The 14,416-nt window shown below is 72.2% G+C and carries 16 protein-coding genes and 1 tRNA gene; 3 read left to right on the top strand and 14 right to left on the bottom strand.

All coding sequences use genetic code 11. The features are described from left to right. Window positions 1-41 precede the first annotated feature (41 nt). The gene (locus OG702_RS14305; RefSeq protein ID WP_327289256.1) at window positions 42-626 is read right to left on the bottom strand and encodes a TetR/AcrR family transcriptional regulator; all 585 of its coding nucleotides are present in this window, start codon (window positions 624-626) and stop codon (window positions 42-44) included. A 95-nt stretch (window positions 627-721) separates the two neighbouring features. Between OG702_RS14305 and OG702_RS14310 the strand changes: the two genes are divergently transcribed. Beyond that, window positions 722-1,156, top strand: coding sequence for a nuclear transport factor 2 family protein (locus OG702_RS14310; RefSeq protein WP_327289257.1), 435 nt, complete (start codon window positions 722-724; stop codon window positions 1,154-1,156). Window positions 1,157-1,201: 45 nt separating this feature from the next. Here the strand turns inward: OG702_RS14310 and OG702_RS14315 are convergent, their stop codons facing one another. After that, entirely contained in the window at window positions 1,202-1,945 is a 744-nt protein-coding gene (locus OG702_RS14315) for a hypothetical protein (RefSeq protein ID WP_327289258.1), read from the bottom strand. Window positions 1,946-2,171: 226 nt separating this feature from the next. On the opposite strand from OG702_RS14315, the gene OG702_RS14320 reads away from it, so the two are divergent. Next, a complete protein-coding gene (locus OG702_RS14320) occupies window positions 2,172-2,303 on the top strand; it encodes a hypothetical protein (protein ID WP_327289259.1) in 132 nt (43 codons plus the stop codon). 575 nt (window positions 2,304-2,878) lie between these two features. Here the strand turns inward: OG702_RS14320 and OG702_RS14325 are convergent. Next, a tRNA-Tyr gene (locus OG702_RS14325) sits at window positions 2,879-2,960 on the bottom strand. A gap of 213 nt (window positions 2,961-3,173) precedes the next feature. On the opposite strand from OG702_RS14325, the gene OG702_RS14330 reads away from it, so the two are divergent. Continuing rightward, window positions 3,174-3,662 carry a YajQ family cyclic di-GMP-binding protein gene (locus tag OG702_RS14330; protein ID WP_327289260.1) on the top strand — a complete coding sequence of 163 codons (489 nt, stop codon included), beginning with the start codon at window positions 3,174-3,176 and terminating at the stop codon, window positions 3,660-3,662. Window positions 3,663-3,783: 121 nt separating this feature from the next. On the opposite strand, the gene OG702_RS14335 is transcribed toward OG702_RS14330, so the two are convergent. The 11 genes from OG702_RS14335 to OG702_RS14385 all read right to left on the bottom strand — a co-directional run bounded on the left by OG702_RS14335 (window position 3,784) and on the right by OG702_RS14385 (window position 14,416). Further along, window positions 3,784-4,449 (bottom strand): hemerythrin domain-containing protein, encoded by a 666-nt coding sequence (locus tag OG702_RS14335; protein WP_327289261.1) that lies wholly within the window; start codon window positions 4,447-4,449, stop codon window positions 3,784-3,786. A gap of 129 nt (window positions 4,450-4,578) precedes the next feature. Next, window positions 4,579-5,046, bottom strand: a complete 468-nt coding sequence (locus tag OG702_RS14340; RefSeq protein ID WP_327289262.1) for a peroxiredoxin — start codon at window positions 5,044-5,046, stop codon at window positions 4,579-4,581. Between the two features lie 110 nt (window positions 5,047-5,156). Next, window positions 5,157-6,044: a MarR family winged helix-turn-helix transcriptional regulator gene (locus tag OG702_RS14345; RefSeq protein WP_327289263.1), complete on the bottom strand. Its 888-nt coding sequence runs from the start codon at window positions 6,042-6,044 to the stop codon at window positions 5,157-5,159. 192 nt (window positions 6,045-6,236) lie between these two features. Then, window positions 6,237-6,638 carry a YccF domain-containing protein gene (locus tag OG702_RS14350; RefSeq protein WP_327289264.1) on the bottom strand — a complete coding sequence of 134 codons (402 nt, stop codon included), beginning with the start codon at window positions 6,636-6,638 and terminating at the stop codon, window positions 6,237-6,239. Next, on the bottom strand, window positions 6,638-7,495 hold the full coding sequence (gene htpX, locus OG702_RS14355; protein WP_327289265.1) for a zinc metalloprotease HtpX: 858 nt from the start codon (window positions 7,493-7,495) through the stop codon (window positions 6,638-6,640). Before htpX ends, OG702_RS14350 begins: the two co-directional genes overlap by 1 nt. Before the next feature lie 160 nt (window positions 7,496-7,655). Next, window positions 7,656-9,212 carry an NADH-quinone oxidoreductase subunit N gene (locus OG702_RS14360; RefSeq protein WP_327289266.1) on the bottom strand — a complete coding sequence of 519 codons (1,557 nt, stop codon included), beginning with the start codon at window positions 9,210-9,212 and terminating at the stop codon, window positions 7,656-7,658. Continuing rightward, window positions 9,212-10,762, bottom strand: coding sequence for a complex I subunit 4 family protein (locus OG702_RS14365; protein WP_442814709.1), 1,551 nt, complete (start codon window positions 10,760-10,762; stop codon window positions 9,212-9,214). The genes OG702_RS14360 and OG702_RS14365 overlap by 1 nt, the downstream gene beginning before the upstream one ends. Before the next feature lie 21 nt (window positions 10,763-10,783). Beyond that, complete coding sequence (locus tag OG702_RS14370; RefSeq protein WP_327289268.1) at window positions 10,784-12,772, bottom strand: NADH-quinone oxidoreductase subunit 5 family protein; 1,989 nt, start codon at window positions 12,770-12,772, stop codon at window positions 10,784-10,786. Continuing rightward, window positions 12,769-13,158: an NADH-quinone oxidoreductase subunit NuoK gene (nuoK, locus tag OG702_RS14375; protein WP_327289269.1), complete on the bottom strand. Its 390-nt coding sequence runs from the start codon at window positions 13,156-13,158 to the stop codon at window positions 12,769-12,771. The genes OG702_RS14370 and nuoK overlap by 4 nt, the downstream gene beginning before the upstream one ends. After that, the gene (locus tag OG702_RS14380; RefSeq protein WP_327289270.1) at window positions 13,158-13,784 is read right to left on the bottom strand and encodes an NADH-quinone oxidoreductase subunit J family protein; all 627 of its coding nucleotides are present in this window, start codon (window positions 13,782-13,784) and stop codon (window positions 13,158-13,160) included. The genes nuoK and OG702_RS14380 overlap by 1 nt, the downstream gene beginning before the upstream one ends. Further along, window positions 13,781-14,416: a NuoI/complex I 23 kDa subunit family protein gene (locus OG702_RS14385; protein WP_327289271.1), complete on the bottom strand. Its 636-nt coding sequence runs from the start codon at window positions 14,414-14,416 to the stop codon at window positions 13,781-13,783. Before OG702_RS14385 ends, OG702_RS14380 begins: the two co-directional genes overlap by 4 nt.

The following is a 14,416-nucleotide window of genomic DNA, read 5'->3' on the forward strand; positions in this document are numbered from 1 at the left end:
GCTCCGCGGCGAGGGCCGCGCAGCCGGCACCGCACCGGCCGTCAGGCCGACGACTCGAAGCCGTGCCGCATGATTCCCAGCAGCCGCCGCGCGTGCCCAACGTCGGCCGCGGTCATGGCGGCACCGCTGACCAGCGCCAGCAGGTCGCCGACCGCGAGGTCGCCGCGTACCGCCCCGGCCGCGCGTGCCCGCACGAGCAGCCCTTCGGCGGTCGACCTCATCGACTCGTGCCAGCGCGCGAACAGTTCCGTACGCCGCTCGTCCGGGCCCTCCGTGACCGCGAGCGCCAGCGCGCGCTTGGTCGCCACGTGCACGACGAAGTCGTCCAGCCAGCCGAAGAGGGCGTCGCCGGGCTCGTGCCGTTCCGCCAGGGCGCCGCCTCCCCGGCACAACTCGGCGACCTCGTCGGCGTAGACGGCCACCAGCAGGTCACCCCGGGTGGGGAAGTGCCGGTAGAGCGTCGCATTGCCGAGGCCCGCCCGCCGGGCCACCTCGTCGAGCGCGGCGTCGGGGCCGTCCCGTTCGAAGAGCTCCTTCGCGGCCGAGAGCAGGAGTTCCGCGTTGCGCGCGGCATCCGCCCTTCGTGCCCGCTGCGGTACGGGCGCCGGTCCGCTGCCATGTGCCACTGGTTTCTCCGGCCGTTGTGAAGTGGGGATGTCCCCACTACTCTAGCGAGGGCAAACGGGGACCTCCCCGTATCACGTCCGGCGAGAGGGATCCGATGGCACTGACCTACGAGGACCGGACCGCGGTCACCGACCTGATCTCGATGCACGGCCACCTGGTCGACAGCGGCCGCTTCGACCGCATGGGCGAACTGTTCACCGCCGATGTCACCTACGACATCAGCGACTTCGGCCAGCCGCCCCTGCACGGCCTCGCCGCGACCCGCGACGCCGCCTTGGCGCTCGGCGAGCGCAACCCGCTCGGCCACCACGTCACCAACATCGTCCTCACCGAACTCGCTGACGGCCGCGTCCGCGCCCTGTCCAAGGGCATCGGCGTCACCACGGCGGGAGCCAGCGGCACCGTCACCTACGACGACACCGTCGCCCGTACGCCGGACGACTGGCGCATCACCCACCGCAAGGTCCTCGCCCACCACTCCCCGCTGGGCGCCGACCGGCTCCCGGCGGACCCGCCGCCGCGGCCCTGACCCGTCGTCCCACCAGGCCGCACTTTCTGGGGGACCCGCCGCCCGTCAGGCCGGCAGCAGGGCGAGCGAGGAGGACACCACCTGGAGCGAGACGCGGTGCGCGGCGGCGTCGTCCCGCGGCACCTGGACGCTGACGTCGGCGGAGGTGACGGCCGAGGTGACCGCGTAGCCGGTGCTGCCGCCCGGCAGCCGCACCGTCATCGAGGCCGACGTGGCCTGCACGGACAGCGCGCCGGGGGCGCCGGAGAAGCCTACGTCGGCGCTGCCCGAGGTGACGTGGAGGCTGGCGCTGGCGGAGTGCAGGGCCACGGCGGTGAGCCGGTCGGACGCGGCCGTGACCTCCAGCGGCCCGCCGATCCCGGACAGGTCGGTCTCCCCCGACGTCTGGCGCAACCGCAGCCCGGTGCGGGCCGGCAGACGCAGCGACAGATCCCCGGCGCACGGTACGGCGAGGCCCGCGTCGTCGGCGCACTCCACGGCCACGGCGCCGTGGCCCGCGTCGCGGGTCCGCACCCGCAGGCCCTTGCCGTCGGAGCCGCGGAAGACGCCGCTGGCCGTGTGCGTGGCGGTGTCGGCGCTGACACTTATCCGGCCGGAGACGCCGTCCAGCACGACCGTGTCGGCGTCGCCCATGACGAGGTCGCCCACCCGGAAGTCGCCGTCGTGCAGGCCGCCGCCGTGCAGGCCGCTGTCCGGGCTGACGCTGTCCCGGTGCGCCACCGGGAAGCCCCCGCTGTCGCACGCGCCGAGCGTCAGCCCGAGGGCGACCACGCAGACGCCGACGTACATAGCACGGCGAAGAGGCCGTCCGGAAGGTCGGGAAGCAGCGGCAACGGTTTCCATAAGGCCCGTCTGCCCCACGCCGAACACGCCAACCCGGCCCCGGACGGACACACATTCGGGTGATCCGCCCGGCGTGTCGCCGCTCCCGCCGCCGCGGTACCCGCACGGTGAGAATCAGGCGGGTGGTCTGCCATTTCAGGTGGGACATCCCCGGCGTGGTGGGAGGTGTGCCATGGTCTTCGACGGGATGTGGCAGACGGTTCAGCGGGCGATCGAATCTCCCGAGAAAACCGCCCGGCTGATCGCGATCCTGATCACGATGGGGACGTTCGCCGCCATCTTCGCCTGGCTCTGGCGAGCATGAGCCCCCACGAGGAACGCTGACGGGCTGTCACGGCCCGTGCCCGGCGTCGCACTCCGGACGATGACATCCGTCCGCGGGACGCGGTGCACCAGCCCCGCGGGCGCGGGGAGCACAGGGGCTGACCAGGCGTTCCAGGACGTGGCGCAGGGGATTCTACTTACCCTGCGAGACTCGGGCATTTCGGTCAACCTGCCCTCCGTGGACGCCAGGTCGCGCTGAAGCGCCTTCCCTGCACGTTACGGGGCGCCCGCCCCAAGAGCCGGGCAGATGGAGGAAGTTGCGATCGGGGTGGGTGTCCCCGAAGTGCGGTGCGACGAGGCGGGTGGGGGGGAGTAGCGGACTCGCGTGGCTCGGGCGAGCGTGCAGCGCTGGGTGCTGGGGGGGCTGCCGCCTCCTCGCCCGGTCCCTCGACAGCGGTGACTCGGCGATCCCGCGCCCGGATCCCGTCCACGTCCCGTCCACGAAAGCCGGTGGACGGCGGGCCGGGGCGGGTCCGGGGGGACCCGGGTGCCCCGAGGTGGGGCAAAACAAAGGTCCCTGGCCTGCATCGCTGCAGGTCAGGGACCTCTTCCATGTGGCGGCACGTGGATTCGAACCACGGTAGGCTAAGCCGACGGATTTACAGTCCGCTCCCATTGGCCGCTCGGGCATACCGCCATGGGATGACGCCGTGGGACTGGTCCGCTGTTCGCGGAGGTCCGTGGCGACGACGTAAACGATACCCGATGCGCAGGGGTGGTCCGCCACCGGATTGATCAGCGCGCTGGGGGTGCGCGGTGGCTAGGGTGGTGGGTGACGGGCCGGCGACGGGCCGTGCGACAGATGGATCGATGGAACGCCGATGGAACACAGTCAAGGAGCCCACTGAAGATGGCCGACTCCAGTTTCGACATCGTCTCGAAGGTCGAGCGGCAGGAGGTCGACAACGCCCTCAACCAGGCCGCGAAGGAGATCTCGCAGCGCTACGACTTCAAGAACGTCGGGGCGTCGATCGCGTGGTCGGGCGAGAAGATCCTGATGGAGGCGAATTCCGAGGAGCGCGTCAAGGCGATCCTGGACGTCTTCGAGACGAAGCTGGTCAAGCGCGGGATCTCGCTCAAGGCGCTGGACGCGGGTGAGCCGCAGCTGTCCGGCAAGGAGTACAAGATCTTCGCCTCGATCGAGGAAGGCATCTCGCAGGACAACGCGAAGAAGGTCGCGAAGATCATCCGCGACGAGGGGCCGAAGGGCGTCAAGGCCCAGGTGCAGGGGGACGAGCTGCGGGTCAGCTCGAAGAGCCGGGACGATCTGCAGGCGGTGCAGGCGCTGCTCAAGGGCAAGGACCTGGACTTCGCGCTGCAGTTCGTCAACTACCGCTGAGCCGTGGCCGCGGCGGGCGCTCGGCGTCCGGCCGGGGCAAGGGACGGTGGTCACACGAGAGGGCCGTCGGGGCGTGCAGGCGCCCCGCCGGCCCTCTCGCGTCCGGGCGGACGGCAGGGGGCTACGCCCTGCCGTAGCCGGTCGCCCAGGGGTTCAGCTCCGCGTACTGCTGTCGCCATGCGCGGCGGTACTGCGCGACCACCGGCGGGGGGAAGATCGCGAGGATCTGGTCCGCCCGCTCCGGGGTGGCGCCGTCCAGCAGCCATGGGACGTAGCGCGGTGCGAGGCCCTGGCCGACACCATTGCGCTGGGAGTCGGCGAACCTGACCCAGTCGGCGGTGGGCAGTTCACGTGACATCAGCGGAAGAGCGTCGCCCTCCTCGTGCGTGAGGTGGGCGTTGAGCGCGGTGGCGAAGGCGTCGGCGGCGTCACCGAGGGCGGCGTGGCCGCCTTCCTGGTCGGCGAGCGCCGCGTCGATCGCGGCGATCAGCGGGTCGATCGTCTCGTGCTCCTCCTCCATCGCGTCGAGGAGTTCGACCTCGTCGGGGCGGTCGACCAGGATCTCCCGCATCCGGGGCCAGAGGATCTCGTCCTCGGCCGAGTGATGGATGATCAGGAAGCGCTTGAGCAGGTCCCACCCGAAGTGGGTGGCGGTGAGCCGCGCCGGGTCGTCACCGGTGACGGCGGCGGACTTGGCGACGGCCGCCACGTCGCGGCGCAGCCCGTCGTGGAAGGCGTACATCATCAGGAGATCGCCGCTCTCGCCCGGCTGACGCGCTGTGGTCATCACAACTCTCCTCGGAGCAGGCAGTGAACCGGCACTGGACCATCGCCCACGACGATATCGTCAGCTACCTGAACCGTCAATATTCATATGCGTTGTCTCCCGCAACCCTCAGCCGCCGGGCTCCGGCGGCTACTGCGCCGCCTGCAACTCCTTGACCACCACGAGCGCGTCGTCTATGTGACCGCCGATGTTCATCATCGAGGAGAACGCGTGCCGGATGACGCCGTCGCGGTCGATGACGAAGGTGATGCGTCCGGGGACCACACCGCCCAGCGTCGCGGCGCCGTACTGCTTGCGCACCGCGCGGCCCGCGTCCGACAGCAGGGTGAAGGGCAGCTCGTGCTGCCCGGCGAACTTCTCGTGCGAGGCCACCGAGTCGGAGCTGACGCCGATCACCTCGGCGCCGGCGTCGGTGAAGCTCTCGTAGCTGTCGCGGAAGCTGCACGCCTCCGCGGTGCACCCGCGGGTGTTGTCCTTGGGGTAGAAGTAGAGCACCACGACCTTCTCGCCCAGGAAGTCGCTGAGCGTCACCGGCTCCCCCGCCTGGTTGGGAAGCGTGAAGTCAGGTGCCTTGTCGCCGACCTGCAGGGTGCCCATGGGTCATCTCCTCGACATCGGGGCAGCGTTGCCCGTTCGGCTCCCATCCTCGCGCAACCGGGGGCGCGGCGGGGCTCCGGGTTTGCGCGGACCGCGGGCGGGGGGCGAGGTCAGCTGTCGGCGCGCAGCAGTGCGGCCAGCAGCGCCGCCAGTTCGGCCCTGCCGTCCGCGCCGAGCGCCGTGCCCATCTCCGCCTCCGCGGCCTCGACGACCCCGCGGGCACCGCGCAGCGCGACCCGGCCGGCCTCGGTGATGCGCAGGGCGTAGCGGCGGCGGTCCTGCGGGTCGCGGTCACGTGCCACCCGGCCGGCCCGCTCCAGGTCGTCCACCACCTGGAGCACCGCCTGCTCGCTGATGGCCAGCCGCCGGGCGAGCTGCTGCTGCGAGCAGGCCGCGCCTGCCAGCACGGTCAGCGCGCCGAAGTGCCTGGCCTGCAGGGCGCTGTCGGCCAGCGCGGCCTCGATGCGGTGGCGTACGAAGTGGTGCGCCTGGGTGATCAGCGAACCGGTGCGGTGCGGGCCCCCCTGGGGGCGGGAGAGCAGTTCGGCCAGCAGGGCGTCGAGGCGGTCGCGCTCGGCGGCGGTCAGGCCCGCGGTGAGCTTGTCGTCGGCGGCGGCCACGGCCGGGTCCATCGCTTTGACCGCCGCCCTGCCGTCCTCGGTGAGCGCCAGGACGTACGAGCGCCGGTCGTCGGGATTGCGCGCCCGGGTGACCTGTCCCGCGGCCTCGAAGCGGTCGATCAGCTTGACCATGGTGGTGCGGTTGATGCCGAGCCGGTCGCCGAGGTCCTGCTGGGAGTAGGCGGCGCCGGGCTCGCCGAGGGCGTCGAGGACCTGGAAGTCGCGGGCGCTGCCCGCGCCCTCCGTGGTCCCGGTGAAGTCCGGGGCGAGGCGGTTGGCGAGGGCGTAGGCGCGACGCAGCAGATACGCGGCGTAGCCGGCGAGGCCGGGGGGCACTTCCGCGCCCGCGGCCTGCGTGCTGAGCGCGTCGACGTCCACAGCCGTGCACCTCCGCAGCCGAGACTAGCAGGGCGCAGCCGTCTGACCAGGGGCCCGACGGGTCGGACCGGGTCGTGGGGGCGGGCCCCGCGTCACCGCTGTGACGCGGGAGGCGGGGCGGGTGGGCGAGCCGGCTCCCGGGGTCGCGTACACCGCGGGTCTCGGGCGGCGCACCTAACCCGGGGAGGCGGGTCAGCGGACCCGGCGGGCGCCGAAGGGCTCGTCGCTGGGCACGATCTCCCGGCCCAGCGGCATCAGCGAGAGCGGGATCAGCTTGAAGTTCGGGATCGCCAGCGGGATGCCGATGATGGTGATCGCCAGCGCGATGCCCGTGACGATGTGCCCCAGGGCCAGCCACCAGCCGGCCAGGACCAGCCACAGCACGTTGCCGACCAGCGAGCCGGTGCCCGCGTCCCGGCGTTCCACCGTGGTGTAGCCGAAGGGCCACAGCGCGTAGATGCCGATGCGGAACGCCGCGATGCCGAAGGGGATGCCGATGATGGTGATGCACAGGATGAGTCCGGCCAGGAAGTAGCCGAGGCACAGCCACAGACCGCACAGCACCAGCCAGATGACGTTCAGAACAGTTCTCATCAGGGTCGCCCTGCCATCCGTTCGAGGCGGGTGATGCGCTCAGCCATCGGGGGGTGGGTCGAGAACAGCTTGGACGCGTCGCCCGGGCGGAAAGGGTTTGCGATCATCATATGACTGGCGGTCTCCAAGCGCGGCTCGGGAGGCAGCGGCAGCTGCCTCGTCCCGGCGTCGAGCTTGCGCAGGGCGGAGGCCAGGGCCAGCGGGTCGCCGGTGAGGCGGGCGCCGGAGGCGTCGGCCTCGTACTCCCGGGAGCGGGAGACGGCGAGCTGGATCAGCGAGGCGGCGATCGGGCCGAGGAGCATCATCAGCAGCAGGCCGACGATGCCGGGCCCGTCGTCGTCGTCCGAGCGGCCCACCGGGATGAGCCAGGCGAAATTGACCAGGAAGACCACGACGGAGGCGAGGGTGCCGGCCACCGAGGAGATGAGGATGTCGCGGTTGTAGACGTGGCTCAGCTCGTGGCCGATGACGCCGCGCAGTTCGCGCTCGTCGAGGATGCGCATGATGCCCTCGGTGCAGCAGACCGCGGCATTGCGCGGGTTGCGGCCGGTGGCGAACGCGTTGGGCGCCTCGGTCGGCGAGATGTACAGCCGCGGCATGGGCTGCCGGGCGGCCGTCGACAGTTCACGCACGATCCGGTACAGCGCGGGCGCCTCGAACTCGCTGACCGGGCGGGCGCGCATCGCGCGTAGCGCGAGCTTGTCGCTGTTCCAGTACGCGTAAGCGTTGGTGCCCAGGGCGATGACGAGCGCCACGATGAGCCCGGTCCGGCCGAAGATGCTGCCGATGGCCAGGATGAGTGCGGACAGGACGCCGAGAAGAACGGCGGTCTTCAACCCGTTGTGCCGGCGGTGCACGTGCGCCCTCCAGATTCTGCGGTGTACCGGGGAGGCTCTCCCAAGGAGAACCTCCTGTTCTGTCCAACGCCACCGGGGCGGCGCCAGTTCCCTTGCGCGTACCCGCGCGCACGGACAGCTACCAGCCAGGACCAGCGCGGGGAGGCCGGGCGCGGGAGGGTCAGAGCAGGGTGCCCTGGGCGTACCTGAGGACCAGCTGCGGTGCTCCCGACAGGGCGATCGCGGCCACCGCGGTCAGCGCGACGGCCAGGGTGAGCCCGGCCGGCACCCGCTCCTCGGCGAGGACCGCGACGGGCACCTCTGCGGTACGTGCGCCGGTCGGCGCGCCGTCACGTGACCGGGCCGCCGCGGTGTCGGGTGCGGCGGTGAAGAGCAGGGCGGTCCAGCGCAGGTAGTACACGAGGGCGATGGCGACGTTCACCGCCATGATCACCGCGAGCCAGCCGTGCTGGGCGCCGACCGCCGAGGAGAAGACGGCGACCTTCGCGAACAGCCCGATCACGCCGGGCGGCAGTCCGGCCAGGCAGAGCAGGAAGAAGGCGAGCGCGAGGGCGGCCGCCGGGCGGGAGGCGTAGAGGCCGCGGTAATCGCTCAGGCGGCTGTGCGGCGCCGTGCGCTCGACCAGGGCGACGACCGCGAAGGCGCCGAGGTTCACCACGCCGTACATCAGCGCGTACGCGACGGTGGTGCCGATCTCGTGCGCCGGGTCATCGGCGGACGCGGCGGCGGCGAGCGGGACCAGCAGGTAGCCCGCCTGCCCGATCGAGGACCAGGCCAGCAGCCGCACCGCGCTGCGCGGCACGTCGGGCCGCTGCCGCAGGGCGCCGACATTGCCCACGGTCATGGTCAGGGCGGCCAGCACACCGATCGCCGGGCCCCACACGCTGGTGTACGGGCGGAAGGCGACGACGGTGACCAGGATCAGCCCGGAGAAGCCGGCCGCCTTGCCCACCACCGACAGATACGCGGCGACCGGCAGCGGCGCGCCCGCGTAGCTGTCGGGCACCCAGAAGTGGAAGGGCGCCACGGCCAGCTTGAAGGCGAAGCCGACCAGGGTCAGGGCCACGCCCGCCCTGGCCAGGGTGTGCAGCTGGCCGGGGGTGTGGGTGAGGCCGCCGGCGACCTCGGCCAGGTGCAGGGTGCCGGTGGCCGCGTAGACGAAGCTGATGCCGAGCAGCGACACGGCGGTGGCGGTCACCGAGGTCAGGAAGAACTTCAGCGCGGCCTCGCTGGACAGCCGGTCGTCGCGGCGCAGGCCCACCAGCGCGAAGGCGGGCAGCGTCGTCACTTCGAGGGCGACGATCAGCGTGGCCAGGTCGCGGGAGGCGGGCAGCAGGGCGGCGCCGGCGGCGGAGGACAGCAGCAGGAACCAGTATTCACCCGTGGGGATCCGCTCCGTCGTGCCGATCGAGAGCAGCGCGGTCAGCAGCGCGCCGCCCAGCACCAGGGCCTGGATCACCAGGGCGAAGTGGTCGGCGGCGTAGGAGCAGCCGCCGGTGCCCGTGCCGCTCTGGCAGAAGGTGGTCCGTTGGCCGTCACGCAGCGGGATCAGGGTGAGCGCGGCGGCCAGCAGCCCGGCGGCGGTGATCCAGCCGAGCAGCGGCTTGCGGTCCTGCGGCAGGAAGAGGTCGGCGACCAGGACGGCCACGGCGAGCGCGGCCGGGATGACCACGGGGGTGAGCGCCGTCCAGTCGACGGACTGCACGAGGGACGGCATCAGTGGCCTCCGAGCAGGGAGCGTACGGCCGGGTCGGTGAGTCCGAGCAGGGCGGCGGGCCACAGGCCGGCCAGGACGGTGAGGGCGGCCAGCGGCGTCCACGCGGCGAACTCGTACGCCTTGACGTCGGCGAGGGCGGGCCGCAGCTCCGCGGTCTCCCGGTCGCCCATGCAGACCCGGCGGACCACTGTCAGCAGGTAGCCGGCGGTCAGCAAGGTGCCGAAGGCGGCGAGTGCGGTGAAGGTGAGGTAGGCGGGGCGGCTCAGGCCCGCGCCGGGCTTGAACGCGCCGAACATCGCGAGCATCTCGCCCCAGAACCCGGCCAGGCCCGGCAGCCCGAGCGAGGCGACCGCGGCGAAGGCGAGCAGGCCGCCGAGCCGGGGGGCGCGGCCGTAGAGGGCAGCGCCGGTGCGGCCGGCGAGGTGGTCGAGGTCGCTGGAGCCGTAACGGTCCTTCACCGCGCCGACCAGGAAGAACAGCAGGCCGGTGATCAGGCCGTGGGCGATGTTCGCGAACAGCGCGCCGTTGACGCCGGTCGGGTTCAGCGAGGCGATGCCCAGCAGCACGAAGCCCATGTGGCCGACGGAGGAGTAGGCGATGAGCCGCTTGAGGTCGCCGCCGTTGCCCTGCCGGGCCAGGGCCAGGCAGGCCAGCGAGCCGTAGATGATGCCGACGACGGCGAAGGCGGCCAGGTAGGGCGCGAAGGTCTGGATGCCGCCCGGCGTGTCGGGCAGCACGATCCGCACCAGGCCGTAGGTGCCCATCTTCAGCAGCACCCCGGCCAGCAGCACCGAGCCGACGGTCGGGGCGGCGGTGTGGGCGTCCGGGAGCCAGCTGTGCAGCGGCCACATCGGGGCCTTGATCGCCAGGCCGAGGCCGATGGCGAGGACCGCGATCAGCTGCGTGGAGTGACTGAGATGTGACCCGTTGTCAGTGGCGAGTGCCACCATGTCGAATGTGCCCGCTTTGATGCCGATGAGCAGCAGGCCGAGCAGCATGATCACGGAGCCGAGGAGGGTGTAGACGATGAAGCGCAGGGCCGACCGTTCCCGGTCGCCGCCGCCCCAGCGGGCGATCAGGAAGTACATCGGGATGAGGACCGTCTCGAAGGCCAGGAAGAACAGCATCAGGTCGAGTACGGAGAAGGTGGCCAGCGTGCCTGCTTCCAGCAGGAGCAGCAGCGCGACGAAGGCCTTGGCCGACCCGCCGGGCGGCAGGTGGAAGTAGGAGTAGAGCGCGCACAGGAAGGTCAGCAGCGCGGTCAGGACGAGAAGGGGGAGCGAGATGCCGTCGACGCCGAGGTGGAGGTGGATCCTCAGCGCGGGGATCCAGTTGAGATCGGTGCTCGCCTGCATCGTCGCCGGGTGGTCGTGGTCGAAGCCGGCCGCGAGCACGACGGCGAGGATCAGGACGGCGCCGGTGACGGTTACGCCGTGCCGCAGCACGGCCTGGTCGGGGTGCCGGCCGCGCAGACCGGGGGGCGGCGGGAGCAGGGCGCCGACCGCGCCGAGCAGCGGCAGCACCACGATCGCCGCGAGGACGTACTGCAGGGCGGTGTCGTTCACTGGTTCTCAGCCTCCGACGGCGACGAGGACGGCGAGCACCACGGCGCCGGCCAGCAGCGCGCTGAGGTAGGTCTGGACGTTTCCGTTCTGGGCCCTGCGCACGGCCGCGCCCAGCAGTCGCGGGGTGCCGCCGGCGGCGCGGACGTAGGTCTCGATGACCTCCCGGTCCAGGAAGCGGACCAGGTTCGCGGCGGCCAGCACCGGGCCGACGAAGAGGGCGGTGTAGACGGCGTCCAGCCGGAAGCCGTGGGAGGCCAGCGGGTGCAGCGGGCCGAGCAGCAGCCGGCCCGGGTCGCCGGGGTCGTCGGCGGCCGCGATGTCGCCGTAGATCTCCTCGTGGGTGGCGATCGCCTCGGCCTCGACGAGCGCGGGTTCCGCGTCGGGGTCGGCGGTGACCACCGCGCCGGCGGGTACGGCGCCGCGGGTCGCGGTGGACGCGGACCAGGCGCCGTAGGTGACGAGGACGCCGACCAGGGCGAGACCGGTACCGAGGACGGAGGTGACCAGGGTCGGGCCGAGCGGGGCGCCGCCGAACCAGTCGGGCAGCTCGCGGTAGGCGAGGCCGCCGAAGGCCAGCGTGGGGATGGCGAGCACCCACAGCACGGTGGTCATCACGACCGGCTGCCTGCCGTGGTCGGGGGCGTCGGGGCCGCTGCCGCGGAAGGCCAGCAGGAACAGCCGGGTCGCGTAGCCGGCGGTCAGCAGCGCGGCCGCCAGGCCTGCGACGAAGACGGTCCAGCCGACCGCGGAGGGCACGTGCGGGGTGTCGCCGGCGGCGGCGTGCTCGGCGGCGCGCAGGACCGACTCCTTGGAGAAGAAGCCGGACAGCGGAGGGAGGGCGGCCAGTGCCGCGAGGGCCAGGCCCATGGTCCACATGGCGTCGGGGACGCGCTTGCCGAGCGAGCCCATCCGGGACATCGCAGTGAGCGAGTTGGTGCCGGCGGCGTGGATGACGACGCCCGCGCCCAGGAAGAGCAGGGCCTTGAAGGCACCGTGCGACAGGAGGTGGAAGACGGCGGCGTCGCGGTTGCCGACGGCCAGCGCGCCGGCCATGTAGCCGAGCTGGCCGATCGTGGAGTAGGCCAGCACGCGTTTGATGTCGTCCTGCGCGAGGGCGGCGAGCGCGGAGCCGATCATCGTCACGGCGGCCATCGCGGCCAGCACGGCGAGCGCGGCGGCCGACGCGGTGAAGACCGGCAGCAGCCTGGCCACCAGGTAGATACCGGCCGCGACCATGGTGGCCGCGTGGATCAGCGCGGACACCGGGGTGGGTCCGGCCATGGCGTCAGGCAGCCAGGTGTGCAGCGGGAACTGCGCGGACTTGCCGGCGACCCCGGCGAGCAGCAGCAGCGCGATCACGGTCGGGTGGTGCAGCCGCCCGTGGGCGGCGGCGTCGAGGATGCCGGTGATACGGAAGGTGTGCGCGTCGGCGGCCAGCGCGAACACCCCGATCAGGAAGGGGACGTCGCCGAGCTTGGTGACCAGGAAGGCCTTGATCGAGGCGGCCCGGGCGGTCTCGCTCTCCCAGTAGTGCCCGACCAGGAAGTAGGAGCAGATGCCCATCACCTCCCAGCCGACGAGCAGCACCATCAGGTCGCCGGTGTAGACGACCAGCAGCATCGCGGAGGTGAAGAGCGAGACCAGGGCGGCGTACGAGGGGTAGCGCGGGTCGTCGCGCAGATAGGAGACGGAGTAGAGCTGCACGCAGGTCGCGACCAGGCCGACCAGCACGGCGACCAGGACGGAGAAGCCGTCCAGGTGCAGGGCCAGGTCGATCGGCACCGAGCCGGTGACGGTCAGCCGGTGCGCGGCGTCGGTGGGGTCGCCGGTGCCCTGCCGGGCGGCGGTGACCGCGGCGAGCACGAAGGCGGCCGCGGTGGGCAGCACGGCCAGCGGGCGTACGAAGCCGGGTGCGCGCCGGCCGAGCAGCAGTCCGGCGGCCGCGCCCAGGAAGGGCAGGAGGGGTACGAGCGCGGCAAGGGCGGTCAGGGTCACGCGGTGGCCTCGGCCTTCTCGTCGTCGGCCGCCGCCGCGGGCGTGGCGTCGTCAGGTGCGTCGGGTGCCTGCGGGCCGTGCGGATCCGCGAGACCGGTGAGCCGGTCGATGTCGGAGCTGCCGCGGTTGCGGAAGACCAGCAGCACGATCGCCAGGCCGAGGCCGATCTCGGCGGCGGCGATGGTGATGGTGAAGAGGGTCAGCGCCTGGCCGGCGTGCAGGGAGTCGCGCAGCCAGACGTCGAAGGCGACCAGGTTGAGGTTGACGGCGTTGAGCATCAGCTCGACGGACATCAGGACGAGGATCGCGTTGCGGCGGGCCAGCACCCCGTAGAGGCCGACGCAGAAGAGGAGGACCGCCAGGACGGCCGGATAGGCGAGGTGCATCAGCTGCGCTCCTTGCCGGCTGCGGGCACGTCGGCGGGGGGGCCGCCGGCCGCCGGCGCGCCCGGGGTGCCGCCGGGCGGGGTGTCCGGGTCGCGGCGGGACAGCACGATCGCGCCGACCAGCGCGGCGAGCAGCAGCACCGACAGCGCCTCGAAGGGCAGGACCCAGTGCCGGAAGAGGCTCTCGCCGGTGGCCCGGGAGGAGCCCTGCACGACCCCGTGCAGATCGATCCAGGTGGTGCGGAAGGCGTCCACGACCACCCACACCAGCGCGGCCGCCGCGGCGATCGCGACTCCGAGGGCGACCAGCCGGTTCTCCGAATCGGCGTCCGGGGAGCGGCCGATGGGCGCTCTGGTCAGCATCAGGCCGAACAACAGGAGGACGACGACGGAGCCCACGTAGATCAGCACCTGGACCCAGGCGATGAATTCGGCGGTGAGCAGCAGGTATTCGACGGCCAGGCCGCCGAGCGCTACGACCAGCCACAGGGCGGCGTGCACCAGCTGCCGGGTGGTGACGGTCAGCAGGGCCGCGCCGAGGGTGGCGAGGCCGATCAGCACGAAGGTGATCTCGACACCGGTCGGGGACAGGAAGCCGGGGTGGTGGGCGGCGGCGCTGACGTTCACGCGTCACCCTTCCCCTGGTCGTCGCCCCGGCCTATGGCCTCATCACTGTCCTGCGCACCGGCCTGGCCGCCGCCGGTGCCCTGCTCGGCGGCGCGGGCCGCCGCGGCCGAGGCGGCGGCGGCCTTCTCGGTGGCCTTGCGGGCGGCGGCGATCTCCTTCGGCTCCTCCGCGGCGGGGTCGAGCGCGGGAGGGGCGGGCACCGTCCACATCCAGTCCCGCAGCTTGTCGCGTTCGTGGGTGAGGTCGAGGATGTCCGTCTCCGCGTACTCGAACTCCGGTGACCAGAACAGCGCGTCGAAGGGGCACACCTCGATACAGATACCGCAGTACATGCACAGGGAGAAGTCGATGGCGAAACGGTCCAGGACGTTCCTGCTGCGCTCCCGACCGCCGGGGGCGGCCGGCGGGGCCGTCTCCTTGTGGGAGTCGATGTAGATGCACCAGTCGGGGCACTCGCGCGCGCACAGCATGCACACCGTGCAGTTCTCCTCGAACAGCGCGATCACCCCGCGGCTGCGCGGCGGCAGTTCGGGGAGCGCGTCCGGATACTGCGCGGTGACGGTGCGCTTGGTCATGGTCCGCAGGGTGACCGCCAGGCCCTTGGCGAGACCGGAACCGGGAATGGGGGGCAT

This window comes from Streptomyces sp. NBC_01198, from assembly GCF_036010485.1.
In the GTDB taxonomy this organism is placed as follows: Bacteria; Actinomycetota; Actinomycetes; order Streptomycetales; family Streptomycetaceae; genus Actinacidiphila.